This is a genomic window from Kocuria sp. MNB10 (assembly GCF_054073685.1).
Window position 1 is genome coordinate 379,699 of sequence record NZ_CM133411.1, and the last position, 14,584, is coordinate 394,282.

Here is a 14,584-nt window from a genome sequence, read left to right on the forward strand (position 1 = left end):
GGGGGATCAGCGATCGGTGGCGCGTTCGGTTCGTCGTGGTGTCGCCGTGTCCGCAACCGCCCCGCTGGTCACCGCGTCCTGCTGGGCGCGTGCGGCCGCCCGGCGTTGCAGGACCTCGGGGTGGTGTCGCGAGAGCACGACCACGCCGACTATAGCAACGAGACCCGCGAGCCCCATGGCCGTGCCGAGTGCCCCGGTGAAGAAGTCACCGGCCTCTCCCAGGACCACGAGACCCAGGGCCACACCCACCATGGGGTCCACCACGGTAAGCCCGGCGATCACGAGATCCGGCGGTCCGCACGAATACGCGCACTGCACCATCCACCCGCCCAGCGCAGCGGCGACCACGATCATGAGCACGCTGGTCCACCGGATGTCCCCGAACCCGCTGGACGTGATGGTGGTGGCGGTCAACCGGACGAGCACGGCCACGAAGCCGTAGAGGAGCCCCGCTCCCAAGACGTAGAACATGCTGATCCGGTGCCGGCGCACGAATAGCTCGCACACACCGATGAGCACCACGAGGCCCACAAGCAGGGCGACCACCGTGTTCTCGGCACGCGTTCCGGGTACGTGGGTGGGATCCGTCCCGATCACGGCGCACACCACGAACGTGGCTCCACCCACGCTGCACAGGGCTACGGCGAGCCACGTGCCACGGTTGATGATCAGGTGGCGGTGCCGGGCGTGCAACAGCGTGGTGATGACGAGTGCGATCACCCCGATGGGCTGCACCACGGTCACGGTCGCAAGCGAAAGCGCCGCGACGTTCAGCACCGTTCCGAGGCCCAGCAGCGCGAGTCCGCTGAGCCAGCGTAGATTGCGCACGAGGGGCCACAGCCCCCGCGGCGTCAACGGTCCCTCGGTGTGCCCGGTGACCGCCACGGATTGCGTCTGCGTACCGAGCGCGAGGCACACCGCCGAGCTCAGTGCCAGAGCCACCGCGATCCACTGCATCACCGATTCATCACGTCCTCCGTCACGGTCTCATCGTAGAGCTCGGGGGCGCGGCGGGCCTGGGAGTTCACCGCATGTTCGCACCGGGGCACGAGGGATCCCATACCGCCGGATGAGACGCACCGGAGCCGGAGGAGTCGCGCACCCGAGTACGCCCCGGGACACGGTGGAGGCCGGGTCGCGACGATGACGACCCGGCCTCCGGCACGGCTGGCGACTCACGCGAGCCGCGCACCCGATTACTTCTTGAGCAGCTTGCGCAGGAACACCAGGAACGCGGACCCGGCGGCCACGGCGACCGCGAGGGGCTGCCAGCGCTCGCTCAGGACGTCCTGGGCGGACGTGGAACCGGCGGGACGAACCCCCTGGGAGCCCCCCTTGGACGCAAAGGTCTGCTTGACCGACTCCTGGGTCTGGGTGAACGTGCGCTGGGTTCGGTCCACGAAGCCCTGCGTGGCGGCCTGGACGGAATCTGCGCGGTTCTGGGCGTCGTCGCGCAGGCTCTTGAGGTGTTCGCGGCGCAGCTTGAGGCGGTGGCGCAACTGCTCCTCGGTGGGCTTCACGGGCTTGACCTGGTTGGGGTCGTTGGCCGCCTCTTCCTTCTCCCGCTGCTTCTTCTGCTCGGTCTCGTTCATCTCACGCTGGACACGGCCCTCATTGTACGCGGAGCCCTCCTTGACCACACCGAGGTCGTAGCGCAGCCCGAAGATGGCCTTCTTGGGCATGAGCGGCAACGCACTCTTGATCTTGGCGATCCCGATCAGCGCGAGCACGGCCAGGATGATGAGGAACAGCAGGGCGAGCAGCAGCGCGGCCAACCACGCCGGCATCACGTGGGACAGGCCCGCGATGGCGGCACCGATCAAGGCGATGACGGCGAGGCCCAGGAACACGAGACCGACCACCGCGAGCGCGGCGCCCACGCCCACCTTGATGCCCTTCTCCTTGAGCTCCAGGAACGCGAGCTGGGCCTCATCTTTGAGCTGCTTGGGGAGCAATCGGGTGAAGACCTTGACGACGTCCGTGATGGACGCGGCACCCGGCTTCGTGGTGGTGCGAGTTCTTGCCCCGGACGTGTGTCCTGTGTGGCCGGATGAATGCCCGGTGCTGCCGGACGAGTGACCGCTGTTGGGGTCCACTGCATGGCTCATGCCGCCTCCGATGAGTACGTGGTGGTGCTGAACGGTTGATCTGATTTCAAAATACCATTCGGCCGCGCGCCCAGCGGGCAGGGACGGGCGCGACACCTCGGGCGTGACGGGGCTCGGACCTTGTCAACCACCGGGGGCTGTGGAAAACTGAAGACGTTCAGTGAAAGCAGATTCCTTCACATAAGTCAACATTGTATTCTATTCAGAATCACGCATGATTCACAAAAGATCTTATTGTTGGGTGATTTCTTCGAGAGGGTTCACGGCCCCCGCAGATCGAGGCTCCCGCGTCCGACGTCATCGACTGGCGCCGCCGCATCCACGCCCACCCGGAGCTGTCCTACAAGGAGCACGCGACATCCGACTTCGTGGTGGAGACACTCCCGAGCTTTGGCCTCTCCCCCGAGCGCCCCACCGAGACCTCGGTGACGGTACTGATCCGGGCCAGGGTTCCCACGCTTCCATGCCGCAGAACTGTGCGGACCCGGTGCTGGTCGCCGCGCAGATCACGGTCGCGCTGAACACGATCGTCTCCCGCAGCGTGGCCCCCGACCACATGAACGTGGTCAACGTGGGCATGATCCGGGCGGGCGGGGCCCCCGACGTCATCCCGGACACCGCCCGGATCGGCGTGTCCGTTCGTACGGTCGCGGGCGAGGACTGGGAGGTCCTCGGGTCCCGCGCGACCGACATCGTGGAGGACACGTGCGCCGCCTACGGTGCCACGGCCACGTTCGAATGGGCGGACGGCTACCCCGTGATCGTCAACGACGACGACGTCGCGCAGATCGGCTACGACGCCGCGGTGTAGGCCCTGGGCGAGGACAAAGTCTCCTGGGGCCCGGGCACGTCCGCCTCCGACGACTTCGCGTACTTCGCGCGGGAGGTCCCCGCGTGCTTCGTGTTCCTGGGGGTGGCACGGCCGAGGACCGGCTGCCCTACATGAACCACCACCCCAAGTTCGGCATCAGGGAAGAGGCCCTCGAGGCCGGCGTGCGCACGGAGGTGCAGATGGCCCTGAATGATCCACGTTCCACTCCCGCGTACGACGGACACCCGACCATGAATCTCACGAGCACCCAGAAAGGCATCTTCGTCACGCTCGTGCCGGCGCCGCCGGAGCTGCCGGGCGACGGCGCGGCGTCGTCCTCTGCCGCTGCAAGCACCGAGGAGGGTGCCAACTCGAGTGCGAAGAAGGACGTCTCGATCCTCGACGCCTGGAAGAATCGCAACTCCCTGGTGCTGGGGCTGTGCCTGCTGCTCAACAACCTGGTGGGCGTGGGGCTGCTGACCTGGCTCGCCACGGTGTACTCGCAACAGTTCTGGATCACCCCTACCGGGTGGCAGTACATGGTCGTGATGCTCGGTTACGGGCTCTCGTTGTGGATCGCCACCTCCACCGGGCCCGGCGTAGTCAAGAAGTGGTTCGAGAACAACGAGAAGGTGTTCATGCTGATCATGTCCGTGATCGGCGCCGTCGTGGACGCGGGGGGGGGGGTACACGACCGCGTTCGTGGTACCGGGTGCACTGCCCCTGCTTGGTGGTCTCGCTCCGTTCCTGCTCCGGGAACCCCGCACCCCGCTCGATCCGCAGGGTCCGCGCGCGGCGGGGCCCGATGCAGACGCCACGACACCCCCGGGCGAACCCCACGCGGGCGTGGACGCGGCCGCGGGCACCACGGGCCGGCCCGACTCCCGGCGGTGAGCCCCGCCGGGAGAGGGCCCGTCAGGCCACGGTGGCAGCGACGCGACCGCTCGCCGTCGTGGCCTGTTCCGTGTCCAGGTGACCGTCCTGCATGCTCACGCATGCGTCCGCGAGGGGGACGAACTCGGTGTCGTGCGTGACCACGAGGGACGCCAGGCCGAAGGTGTGGGTCAGATCCGCGAGCAGTTCCATGACGCTGCGGGACCGCGCGTGGTCCAGCGCCGCGGTGGGCTCGTCCACGAGCAGCAGGTGCGGCCTGTTCATGAGCGCCCGGGCGATGTTGACGCGCTGGCGCTGCCCACCCGAGAGCTGATGGGGGCGGCGGTCCGCGCAGTTCTCGAGCCCCACCTGTGCGAGCAGTTCGTCCGCCCGAGCGCGGGCCCGCGCAAGCTCCTTGCCCCTGGCCCCGGCCACGTGCGCGGCGAGTACGAGTTGTTCGCGGGCGGTCAGCGAGGCCAGGAGATTGGGCTGCTGGAACACCATGCCCGTGTGCTCCCGGCGGACCCCGGCGAGTTCGCGTTCGGGGAGCTCCTCGAGCCGACGGCCCGCCACGGACACCGAGCCGGAACTCGGGCGGACCAACCCGGCGGCCACGGCGAGCAGCGAGGACTTGCCGGACCCGGACGGGCCCACGAGCGCCGTCATGGTGCCCGCGGCCAGCTCGAGGGACACACGGTCCAGAGCTCGCACCGTGCGGGGTTCGCCCTGCTCGTCCGTGCCGTCCGGGTACTCCAGGCAGAGGTCGGTCACCCGTAGGGCGGGATCGTCGGTCGAGTACTCATGCGGCCCGTCCGGGCGTGCCGCTGCGGTGTGGTTGTCCATGGGGTCTCCTGCGCGGTGACGGGGGTGACGATCGGAATGCATGCTCAGTTACCTCCCAGGGCGATCATCGGATCCACGGTGGACACGCGGCGCACGGCGAGCACGGACCCGATCAGTCCCAGCGCCAGGACACCGGCCACGGGCAGCGCCATGGTCGCAGCGCTCAGCACGAACGGGACCGCGGACCCGGCGAGCGCACCGCCGGCGATCCCCAGGCCGCCGCCCACGAGCACGCCGATCGTGAGCACCACGACGGCCTGGAGCAGCGAATCCCGCACCACGTAACCACGGCTCGCGCCGAGAGCGCGCAGCACCGCAATGTCCCGGGTGCGCTGGATGGTCCACACGGTCAGGAAGGAGATCACCACCAGGGCGCTGATGCCGTAGAGGAAGCCCTGCATCATGCGCAGCGAGCCCTGCTCCGACTCGTAGGCGGGCAGCGCCGCGAAGGCGTCCCCGGTGTCCATGGCCACGGTTGCGGTGCGCTCCGTGACCCCCTCGGGCACGGTGTCCGTGGTGAGGGCCAGGGCGGTGGCCTGCTCGGGGTCGTCGGTGTGGGCCACAGCGGGAAAGTCCTCCATGCTGAGCCACACGACCGGCACGTGGCTGTAGTACTCGTCCGCCACGACCCCGGTGACCTTCAAGGACGTGCCGGCCAGGGTCACCGCGTCCCCCACGCCCACGTTCATCTCGCGAGCCAGCGTCTCACCGAGCACGGCGGTGCCGTCCTGTGGGTGGGTGACTCCGTTGACGGCGCTCAGCCCGGGCGCGAGCCGCGAGCCCGGTTCGAGCGCGACACCGGCCACGGAGGTGGCCGACGCAGCGTCTGCGGAGGAGTTCGCCCCGTCCCCGGCCCGCGCGGTGGTCTGCACGAGGCCGAGCCGCTCCACGTGGTGCGCGCCCACGGTGTCACGCCACGCGCGCGTTTCGTCCGCGGTGATCCGGGACGTCGTGAAGGACGGGTCGGACGCGTCCCCCGCCGGGGCGCTGAGCACGAACCGCTGCGCCTGCAACCGTTCCAGGGCCGAGGTGTTCTGGTGGCCCAGCCCGTTGGTCAACCCGGTGAGCAGTACGAGCAACAGCGTGATCAGGGCCACGACGGTCGCGAGCAACGCGAACCGCCCCTTGGCGAACGTGATGTCCCGTAGGGACAGGTACATGGTGATCTCCGATGGGTCGAGAAACTGTTCCCCTCAAGCCTCGCGGGACGCGGCCGCCGGTGGATCGCCCCGCGGGTGGAGACCGTCCAGCCCCTCGGGGGATGCCGCGCTCAACCAATCGGTTGATCCGCCACTCGCGTCACATGCGTAGCATGGCGGGAGACCCGGCCGTGCCGTGCGCGCTGCTCGCCGATGGCGGCATCCGCCCGATCGCCGCGCGGCGATCGGGACGCCGCGTCTTGGTCGGGGCACCGCACTCGTGCGACCGCGCCCGGGACCCGGGCAGGACGACGACGCCGTCCCCGGCACACCGCTCCGACCAACCAGTCCACCGCACGACCCGGAAAGGAGCCCCCGAGTGCGCGAGGACCTCTCCACCCCCGCCGTGCTGAGCGTCCTGCGGGTCACGTTGCACGTGAGCTTCGCGGCGCTGTTGGTGCTCGCCGCCGTGCGCGCGGTGCTGCACCTGAGCCGGGCCCCTGGCGGCGGGGCGATGATCGCCGTCGTCCTGGGACTGAGCGTGCTGCTCGCGGCGGTCTACCTCGCGGGGACCCTGGTGGAGAACCGTGTGGCGCGGGGTCGTGCGAGCCGGGAATCCCTGCGGTGGGGTCCCGGGTGGCTCGGTCTCATCGCGGCGCTGTGGGCCGCGCTGGCCCTGCTGAGCCCGGACTTCTCGTGGGTCGCGTTCCCCCTGTTCTTCCTGTGCCCCGTGGTACTGCCCACCGCGGCGGCGCTGGTCGCGATCGTGGTGCTCACCGGCGTCGTGGTGCTCTCCCAGTACCTACATGCCGCCCCGGGAGCGTTCACGGCGGGAATGGCGCTCGGACCCGCGATCGGTGCGATCGTCGCGCTGCTCGTGAGCTTCGGGTACCGCGCACTGTACGAGGACACCCGCCGCCACGTGCGCGCGATCCGCGATCTCGAATCCACGCGAGCCGAGCTGGCGCGCCAGGAACGGGACGCGGGGACCATGGCCGAGCGCGACCGGTTGTCCCGCGAAATCCACGACACCCTGGCCCAGGGGCTGACCTCGATCGTGCTAGTCTCACGGGCCGCACAGCGCTCGCTGGAGCGCGCCGAGCTCGACGCGGCCCGCGCGCAATTGGCCACGATCGAGGACACGGCCGCGGCCGACCTCGCGGAGGCGCGTCGGTTCGTACGGGACCTCGCCGCGCCGGCACCGGGTGACTCCCTGCCCGCCGTCCTCGCGGAGGTGTGTCACCGCACCCGGGAGGCGGCCCGCGCCGTGGGCGCGCCGCTCACGTGCGAGTTCACGGTGGAAGGTGCCGTCCCCGAACTGCCCGCCCCGCAGCGCACCCTGTTCGTGAGGGCAGCGCAGTCCACCCTCGCGAACGTGACCTCGCACGCGCGGGCGTCACGCGCCGTCGTGACCCTCGCGGGCTGGGACGACGCCGTGACGTTGGACGTCGTGGACGACGGCGCGGGCTTCAGACCGCGTTCCGCCGCCGACGACGCACGCAACGACAGCTTCGGACTGGCCCACCTGCGACGCCGCGCGCTCGAGCTCGGGGCCGTCCTGACCGTGGAGTCCGAACCCGGCGCCGGAACGGCCGTGAACCTGCGGTTGCCCCTGCCCGCACCCGAAGCCACCCGCCCCCTGCCGAATGGAGATTCGTCATGACCACCCGCGTATTGCTCGTGGACGATCATCCCGTGGTGCGCGCCGGGCTGCGCGCGGTGCTCGAATCGGTGGGTGACATCGTGGTCGGCGCCGAGGCGCCGGACGGACGCGTGGCGCTCGAGATGCTGTCCCGCGCGGGCGGCTCCGTGGACGTGGTGGTCATGGACCTGCAGATGGGTTCCGGGATGGGCGGGCTGGACGCGACCCGGCGCATTGTCGCGGCGGGCGGGCCCCCGGTGCTGATCCTCACGACCTACGACACCCAGGCGGACATCGTCGCCGCGCTCGAGGCCGGCGCGACCGGTTACCTCCTCAAGGACTCGCAGCCCGAGACCATCGGTGCCGCCGTGCACGACGCCGCCGCGGGCCGCCCCGTGCTGTCCCCCTCCGTCACGGCACGGCTCATGCAGCGGGTGCGTTCCCCCGGCACGTCACTGAGCGCGCGGGAGATCGAGATCCTGCGCGGACTCGCCACGGGCGCGTCCAACAGGGCCCTGGCCAAGGAATTGTTCATCTCGGAAGCCACCGTGAAGACGCACCTTGTACACATCTACGACAAGCTCGGGGTGGACAACCGGACGGCGGCGGTCAACCGTGCGCGGGAAGAACACCTGATCTGACGGATGCGATCACCGCGGCGATCCGCTCGGGGTGATCCACCATGACGAAGTGACCGCTGCGTCGCAGCACGATCGTGTGCACGGGCGCTTCCCGGGACAGGTAGGTGGCCCGGGCGAGCACATGGCGCACCCACCGGGTGGTCCCGATCCGCGGCAGCCGTCCGTTCGCGGCCACCACCAGGACGTCCAGCTCCGGGTCCAGGGGCGTGTGGGCGGCCAGTTCCTGCAACCGGTTCATGCACGCCACGTAGCCCGCGAGTTCCCGCAGGGACCCCATGAGGAAGTTCGGGGATGTCAGATCCACGCGCAGCTGCGGCCACGAACGCATGAGGCGTCCGCGTCCGGGCACGAGTCGCCCGGCCACGACGGGGCCCATCACACGCCACACGGCACCCGCCACGCGGGACCGTGCCAGGGGCAGTGTGAACCGGCGGAACCGACGGGCTGTCGCGGCGTCGTCGTGGGCCGGGTCCGCGCCCTCGGCCGAGGGCACGGACGCGTCCAGCAACACGAGGTGACGGATCCGCTCCGGATGCACCCGGGCCACCACTTCGACCACCGCGCCACCGAAGGAATGTCCCACGGCCGTGACGGGTTCCCGAACGCCGCACACGGTGAGCACGGCGGCGAACCGATGCGCCTCCTCATCGAGATCGGGGAGTTGTTCGGACACCCGGTCCCCCTGGGCGTATCCGGGGCGGTCGTACACGATCACGCGGTGGTCCCGGCGTAGCCGTTCGACCACGGGAAGCCAGTCCCACAGGGTCGACGCCACGCCGGAACAGCACACGATGACCGGCCCGGAGCCCGCATCGAGGATCCGTACGGGGCCGCCCATAACTTCGCGGGTGCTGACATGATCCCCGATGCCCGACGGCGCGGAACCGTTGTCCTTTTCGTTGTGAGTTCCCGTGAGCGCAACCGCTGGGCGACGGGCACACCGGCCGCGGCGATGAGCCACACCGCGATTGCGGGAGGACATCACTTCGCGGGCCCGTCCGTCCCTCGCGTACCGTTCGGGAGAGCGCGCCACAGGGTCCGCAGCCGCGCAGAGGAGAACGCCGTCACCCCGGCGAGCACCACCCCGACCACTGCGTCCACGGTTCGCAGCACGGTGGCCCCGGCGAGGTCCGCGACGACGCACTCGGACACGAAGGACGTCCACGGGTGCAGTTCCCGGTTCACGAGCGGATAGAGGACCCACACCGAGTACAACAGCGCCGCTACGGCGCACAATCGGCGAGAAGCCAGAGTCACGGAACCGGGTCACCCGCCTGAGTCGTGGGCCGCACGTACGGAACAGCCGCCGAGTCTATTAGGCCGCGGCGGCTCCCGGAGGCGGGTGCCGCCCTGGATACGACGAAGGCCCCCTTCCGTACTGGAAGAGGGCCTCCGTGGTGGCTCCCCCGACTGGACTCGAACCAGTAACCCTTCGATTAACAGTCGAATGCTCTGCCAATTGAGCTACGGGGGAATGTACGCACTGCTGCGCAACGAGACGATACTTTACCGCCCCGTCGCGGCTTCCTCAAATCGAATCCCCGCCACCACCCGCAAGCGCCACACCCCTCTGAGTCGGGGTCACACCCCGGTGAGGCTGCGCCGCTGCAGTTCGAGGTCCAGCAGTTCGCGGTTGAGCTGTTGGTACAGCTCGGGTTCCCGTTGCGCGTTCAACCGGTTGAGGTGGGCCAGTTTGTCCGACTTCGCCCGGTTGATGTGCATCTCCACGAGCGAGGTGAGCACGCCCACCGCGTAGTTGCGCATTTGTTGCTCGGTGGCCGCGGGTAGCGGCGTGACGGACAGTTGTGCGAGGTAGCCGTGCAACGGTTCGGGCAGGTGGGCGCGCACGTGTTCGAGCCACGCGCGACCGCCCTCCCCGTGATAGTCCTCGTCCGCGCGGGCGGCCACCACGGCATCGTGCAAGACCTGGTGCACCCGGTACGTCATGCCGGCGGAATCGAAATGCTCCCAGTAGCCGTCCGGCACGAGGTCCGGGAGCTGGAGCACCACTTCGAGCGCCTCCCGTTCCATCCGGGACACGGGTTCGCGCGGATCCGGCAGCTCGGGCGCCTCGGGCCGGTGGTTCTCACCGGGGGCCGAGCCGGGCCCGGAGACAGGCCCCGAGCCATGCCTCGATCCCGCCGAGTCACCGCGGTGGCCACGCGCATCCGGACGGTCCGGGGTCGACCCCTGAGCGCGCCCCCGCCCCGGTTCTCCCCGGCCGTTCTCACTGCGGGAGGCGGCGTCGACGGCGCGCAGCACCTCGTTCGTCTCGATCCCCAGCCACCCGGACAGCTCCCGCGCGTACGCGGGGCGCAGGGCGGGGTCACGGATCCCGGCCACGATCGGGGCGCACGCCCGCATGGCGCGGAGCCGACCCTCGAGGCTGTTGACGTCGTACTCGCGGATCGTGGCTTTCAAGGCGAACTCGAACAGCGGGGTGCGGGACTCCACGAGATCACGCACGGCCACGTCCCCGCGGGTCAGGCGCAGGTCACACGGATCCATCCCGTGGGGCTCGACCGCCACGTAGGTCTGGGCCACGAACCGCTGGTCCTCCTGGAAGGCGCGCAGCGCGGCCTTCTGTCCGGCGGCGTCGCCGTCGAACGTGAACACGACTTCTCCCCCGGCGGAGTCGTCCGAGAGGAACCGGCGCACGATCTTGATGTGGTCCGCGCCGAACGCGGTGCCGCACGTGGCCACCGCCGTGGTGATCCCGGCCAGGTGGCACGCCATGACGTCCGTGTACCCCTCCACGACCACGACCTGTTTGGTCTTGGCGATCGGCCGTTTGGCCAGGTCAATGCCGTAGAGCACCTGGGACTTCTTGTAGAGCTGGGTCTCGGGGGTGTTGAGGTACTTGGGGCCGGCATCGTCGTCGTAGAGCTTGCGTGCCCCGAACCCGATGACCTCCCCCGCGACCGCGCGGATGGGCCAGATCAGCCGCCCCCGGAACCGGTCGTAGAGTCCGCGGTTGCCCTCCGAGACCATGCCGGTGAGCTTGAGTTCCTGGTCCGTGAACCCGTGATTGCGCAGGTGCTGCAACAGGTGGGACCACCCCTGCGGTGCGTAGCCGATCCCGTAGGTGCGAGCGGCGTCATGATCGAAACCGCGCTCCCCCAGGAACCGCTGGGCCGCGGCGGCCTGCCGGGTGTAGAGGTTGCGTTGGAAGAACTCCGCGGCCACCTTGTGTGCGTCGAGCAACCGCTGTCGACGCCCTACTTCCTCCCGGTTGGGTGCGGAACCCTGCTCGTAGTGCAGCTCGTACCCGATCCGGGCGGCCAACCGTTCCACGGTCTCCGAGAACGGCGTGTGGTCCATTTCCATGAGGAAGGAGATGACGTCCCCGGACTCGTCGCACCCGAAGCAGTGGTACGTGCCCAGTTGGGGGCGCACGTGGAAGGACGGCGTGCGTTCGTCGTGGAAGGGGCAGAGTCCCTTGTACGAACCGATGCCCGCGGGCTTGAGGGTCACGTACTGTTCCACGACCTCGCGGAGGTCCGTGCGCGCACGGACCTCGTCGATGTCTTCACGCTTGATCAGTCCGGCCACTCGGCCAGTTTAGGCACCCCGTCAAACCGGATCGCGCACTCGTCACGGATGTGCAGCGGCCCGGAACGACTGGTTAACGGGCCCGCAAGGACACGCGATGACTCCGGCCACGGCGTCACCGAACGGTCCTGCGACGAACAGGGCGCGGGGTCAGCGAGCCGCCGGGGCGTCGTCGTTCCCGCCGACCACCATGCGGCGGTCCGGGGCACCCACGGTCTTGGACCCGACCATGGCCACGCTGCCCAGGGCACCGACCGCGGCGAACGCGAAGAAGCCCCACGGGTACGCGAGCCCGGCACCCAGCAGCGTGCCGCCCACGATGGGACCGCTGATCGCGCCGAGACGCCCCACCCCGGCGGACATGCCCAGGGCGGTCGCGCGCACGCGCGGCGGGTGGTTGGTCGCGGTGAACGCGTACACGAGCACCTGGGAAGAGAACACGAAGCACCCGGTCAGGAACACCATGACGTAGATCCCGGCCACGGGCAGCCGGATCGCGAGGGCCGCGAGCAGCACGGCCGAGGCCGCGAACCACATGATGCTCGCGATGCGGGGGGTAATCCGGTCCGCCACGCGGCCACCGATCCACAGCCCCACCACGGCGCCCACGTTGAGGATGAGCAGGAAGCCCAGCGCGTTGCCGAGGTCGTAGTCCGCGGCGCGCATGATCTGCGGCAACCACGTGTTGAGCCCGTACACGAGTAGCAGACCCATGAAGGACGCGATCCAGATCACCACGGAGTTGCGCGCGTACGTGCCGCTCAACAGTAGGGCCGCGCCCTTCTTCTCGGCCACCACCTGGGCCGACGGCGCTGCGGCACCGCGCGCGCCCGAGGCCGCGGGGGCGGCGTCGCCAATCTCCAAAGGCACGTTGTAGTGCGCGGCCACCCGGCGGGCATCCTCGAGGCGGCCCTTGGACGCGAGGTAGGACGGGGACTCGGGCAGGAACACGAGCATGAGCGGTACGAGGATCAGGGCGGGCAGCGCGCCCACGATGAACATGGTGTGCCACGTGAAGTGGGACAGCACCCAGATCGCAAGCGCTGCGGTGAGCACGGCACCCACGTGGTAGCCGGTCATCATGACCGTGGTGGCGTTGGAGCCGCGGCCGGGGCGGGAGAACTCGGTGACCATGGAGATGCCGGTGGGCAGGCAACCGCCCAGGCCCAGGCCCGCGAGGAAGCGCAGGATGCCGAACCACAGGACGGTCGGGGTGAACGCGGCGGCGAACGTGAGCACCGAGAATACGATCACGGCTCCGATGAGCATCTTGCGCCGGCCCCAGCGGTCCGTGAGGTAGCCCATGCCCAGGGCGCCGACCATCATGCCGAACAGACCGGCGGTCGCGACCGCGGTGGCCTCACCGGTGGTCATCCCCCACGCCTGGTCCGCGAGCAGGGCGGGCATGACGGCGCCGAGCACCACGGCGTCGAAACCGTCGAGCAGCACCGCGATCCAACACAGCGGAGCCACCCAGGCGGCGGATTCCAGGACGAGCCCACGCGATGGGGCGGCGGTTTCGGAACTCACGGGATCACTTCCGGTCGTGGGGAGGGAACACGGTGATCTTAGTCTCACGCGGACGTGACGCACCCGATTTTCCCGATCAACGGGACGCGATGTGGGGCACAGAATTGATGCCGCCGGACCTCACCAGAGCGGCTTGTCCCCCGTGCGCCAGTTGGTGCCCCGGATCCGGTCGTGCAGCGCGACCGCGGAGCGGTCCGTGAGGCACGCGATCTGATCGACCACGAGCCGCAACCGGGCGGCTTCACTGCCGGGGCCGTCCCCCAGGGCACGCCAGTCCGCGGCGAACTCGGGGGCCAGGAACCGCCCGTCCGTCTGCATCAGGGCGTCCACGAGGATCGTGAGGATCTCGTGCTGGTTGTCGTAGAGGGGCAGGGCGTCCCGCACGGTCATCACGAACGCGGTCGCGATGCCCTTGAGCACCCCGATCTCCAGCTCCGTCTCGCGCGGGACCACGAGGGACGCCCGGTACCGGGTGAGCCGGTCGTCCCCGGCCACGTCCCGGGTGGCCGCGACCGCGGACATCGCGAACCGGCCGATCAACTGGCTCGTCATGTTCTTCAGTCGTGCCAGATCCGCGCGTGTCCCGTGCAGACGGGGAATCCACACGGATGAGGACTCGAGCCGGGACAGCGCGGCGTCGAGCTCGTCCTCCGTGGCCGCGGGCAGGTACCAGCTGCGGGTGCACTCGATGACCCGGTGGCGGTGCGCGGGTTGCGTGAGGTTCTCGAGCTGCAGGGCGTGGGCCGCGACCGCGTCCTCGACGTCGTGGACGCTGTAGGAAATGTCATCCGCGAGATCCATGACCTGGGCCTCGATGCACTTGCGTCCGGGCACCGCGCCCGCGCGGAACCACTCGAACACAGGCAGGTCGTCCTCGTAGACTCCGAACTTGCGGTTGGGGCGCCCGTCCGGCCGGGGCGGGGCGTCCGCCGCGCTCCACGGGTACTTGCACGTGGCGTCGAGTGTCGCGCGGGTAAGGTTGAGCCCCGCGGGCTCCCCCGACGGCGCGATGATCTTGGGCTCGAGCCGCACGAGCAGGCGCAGGGTCTGGGCATTACCCTCGAAGCCCCCGATCCCGCGGGTCAGCTGCGCGAGCGCCGTCTCACCGTTGTGCCCGAACGGCGGGTGACCGAGGTCGTGGGACAGGCACGCGGCGTCCACGACGTCCGGATCGCACCCGAGCGACTTGCCCAGCTCGCGCCCGATCTGGGCGACCTCGAGCGAATGGGTGAGCCGGTTGCGCACGAAGTCGTCCGACTGCGGCGAGACCACCTGGGTCTTGGCCGCGAGCCTTCGCAGCGCGGAACTGTGCAGCACGCGCGCGCGGTCCCGCTCGAAGTGGCTGCGATGGCGGTTGTGGTGGTTCTCGACGACGAACCGCTCGGTGTCGGTGGGCTCGTAGTCCGGGGGCAGGATCGCCAGACGGTCGGGGGTGTGCAGTGGGA

General features: G+C 69.7%; 12 protein-coding genes and 1 tRNA gene. 3 read left to right on the forward strand and 10 right to left on the reverse strand.

The genetic code is table 11. From position 1 onward, the window contains the following. Nucleotides 1-6: 6 nt before the first annotated feature. Complete coding sequence (locus ACW9PK_RS01685; protein WP_085106654.1) at nucleotides 7-957, reverse strand: DMT family transporter; 951 nt, start codon at nucleotides 955-957, stop codon at nucleotides 7-9. Nucleotides 958-1,196: 239 nt separating this feature from the next. Further along, on the reverse strand, nucleotides 1,197-2,108 hold the full coding sequence (locus ACW9PK_RS01690; RefSeq protein WP_085106653.1) for a phage holin family protein: 912 nt from the start codon (nucleotides 2,106-2,108) through the stop codon (nucleotides 1,197-1,199). Between the two features lie 463 nt (nucleotides 2,109-2,571). Here ACW9PK_RS01690 and ACW9PK_RS01695 point away from each other — a divergent pair, with 463 nt between their 5' ends. Beyond that, a complete protein-coding gene (locus ACW9PK_RS01695) occupies nucleotides 2,572-2,919 on the forward strand; it encodes a peptidase dimerization domain-containing protein (protein WP_186313837.1) in 348 nt (115 codons plus the stop codon). Between the two features lie 915 nt (nucleotides 2,920-3,834). Here the strand turns inward: ACW9PK_RS01695 and ACW9PK_RS01700 are convergent. Together ACW9PK_RS01700 and ACW9PK_RS01705 are read right to left on the reverse strand one after the other, a co-directional pair. Next, on the reverse strand, nucleotides 3,835-4,635 hold the full coding sequence (locus tag ACW9PK_RS01700; RefSeq protein WP_368844920.1) for an ABC transporter ATP-binding protein: 801 nt from the start codon (nucleotides 4,633-4,635) through the stop codon (nucleotides 3,835-3,837). 44 nt (nucleotides 4,636-4,679) lie between these two features. Beyond that, complete coding sequence (locus ACW9PK_RS01705; RefSeq protein ID WP_457016309.1) at nucleotides 4,680-5,795, reverse strand: ABC transporter permease; 1,116 nt, start codon at nucleotides 5,793-5,795, stop codon at nucleotides 4,680-4,682. A gap of 358 nt (nucleotides 5,796-6,153) precedes the next feature. On the opposite strand from ACW9PK_RS01705, the gene ACW9PK_RS01710 reads away from it, so the two are divergent. Both ACW9PK_RS01710 and ACW9PK_RS01715 read left to right on the forward strand, forming a co-directional pair. Then, nucleotides 6,154-7,437, forward strand: a complete 1,284-nt coding sequence (locus ACW9PK_RS01710) for a sensor histidine kinase (RefSeq protein WP_457016310.1) — start codon at nucleotides 6,154-6,156, stop codon at nucleotides 7,435-7,437. Then, nucleotides 7,434-8,057 (forward strand): response regulator, encoded by a 624-nt coding sequence (locus ACW9PK_RS01715; protein ID WP_085106647.1) that lies wholly within the window; start codon nucleotides 7,434-7,436, stop codon nucleotides 8,055-8,057. The genes ACW9PK_RS01710 and ACW9PK_RS01715 overlap by 4 nt, the downstream gene beginning before the upstream one ends. On the opposite strand, the gene ACW9PK_RS01720 is transcribed toward ACW9PK_RS01715, so the two are convergent. From ACW9PK_RS01720 to ACW9PK_RS01745, 6 genes are all read right to left on the reverse strand, one after another. Further along, nucleotides 8,026-8,895 carry an alpha/beta fold hydrolase gene (locus ACW9PK_RS01720; RefSeq protein WP_260850676.1) on the reverse strand — a complete coding sequence of 290 codons (870 nt, stop codon included), beginning with the start codon at nucleotides 8,893-8,895 and terminating at the stop codon, nucleotides 8,026-8,028. The two genes, ACW9PK_RS01715 and ACW9PK_RS01720, sit on opposite strands and share 32 nt — an antisense overlap. Nucleotides 8,896-9,038: 143 nt before the next feature. After that, the gene (locus ACW9PK_RS01725; RefSeq protein WP_143467395.1) at nucleotides 9,039-9,314 is read right to left on the reverse strand and encodes a hypothetical protein; all 276 of its coding nucleotides are present in this window, start codon (nucleotides 9,312-9,314) and stop codon (nucleotides 9,039-9,041) included. Nucleotides 9,315-9,455: 141 nt separating this feature from the next. Beyond that, nucleotides 9,456-9,531: transfer RNA gene (locus ACW9PK_RS01730), tRNA-Asn, on the reverse strand. Between the two features lie 107 nt (nucleotides 9,532-9,638). Then, nucleotides 9,639-11,609: a DNA primase gene (gene dnaG / locus ACW9PK_RS01735; RefSeq protein ID WP_457016311.1), complete on the reverse strand. Its 1,971-nt coding sequence runs from the start codon at nucleotides 11,607-11,609 to the stop codon at nucleotides 9,639-9,641. A 150-nt stretch (nucleotides 11,610-11,759) separates the two neighbouring features. After that, entirely contained in the window at nucleotides 11,760-13,139 is a 1,380-nt protein-coding gene (locus tag ACW9PK_RS01740; protein ID WP_457016312.1) for an MFS transporter, read from the reverse strand. 120 nt (nucleotides 13,140-13,259) lie between these two features. Continuing rightward, nucleotides 13,260-14,579 (reverse strand): deoxyguanosinetriphosphate triphosphohydrolase, encoded by a 1,320-nt coding sequence (locus ACW9PK_RS01745; RefSeq protein WP_368835918.1) that lies wholly within the window; start codon nucleotides 14,577-14,579, stop codon nucleotides 13,260-13,262. Nucleotides 14,580-14,584 lie beyond the last annotated feature (5 nt).

Coding starts and splice junctions, on each gene's coding strand:
- ACW9PK_RS01685 (WP_085106654.1), bottom strand. CDS start 957: ATGCAGTGGATCGCGGTGGCTCTGGCACTGAGCTCGGCGGTGTGCCTC.
- ACW9PK_RS01690 (WP_085106653.1), bottom strand. CDS start 2,108: ATGAGCCATGCAGTGGACCCCAACAGCGGTCACTCGTCCGGCAGCACC.
- ACW9PK_RS01695 (WP_186313837.1), top strand. CDS start 2,572: ATGCCGCAGAACTGTGCGGACCCGGTGCTGGTCGCCGCGCAGATCACG.
- ACW9PK_RS01700 (WP_368844920.1), bottom strand. CDS start 4,635: ATGGACAACCACACCGCAGCGGCACGCCCGGACGGGCCGCATGAGTAC.
- ACW9PK_RS01705 (WP_457016309.1), bottom strand. CDS start 5,795: ATGTACCTGTCCCTACGGGACATCACGTTCGCCAAGGGGCGGTTCGCG.
- ACW9PK_RS01715 (WP_085106647.1), top strand. CDS start 7,434: ATGACCACCCGCGTATTGCTCGTGGACGATCATCCCGTGGTGCGCGCC.
- ACW9PK_RS01720 (WP_260850676.1), bottom strand. CDS start 8,895: ATGGGCGGCCCCGTACGGATCCTCGATGCGGGCTCCGGGCCGGTCATC.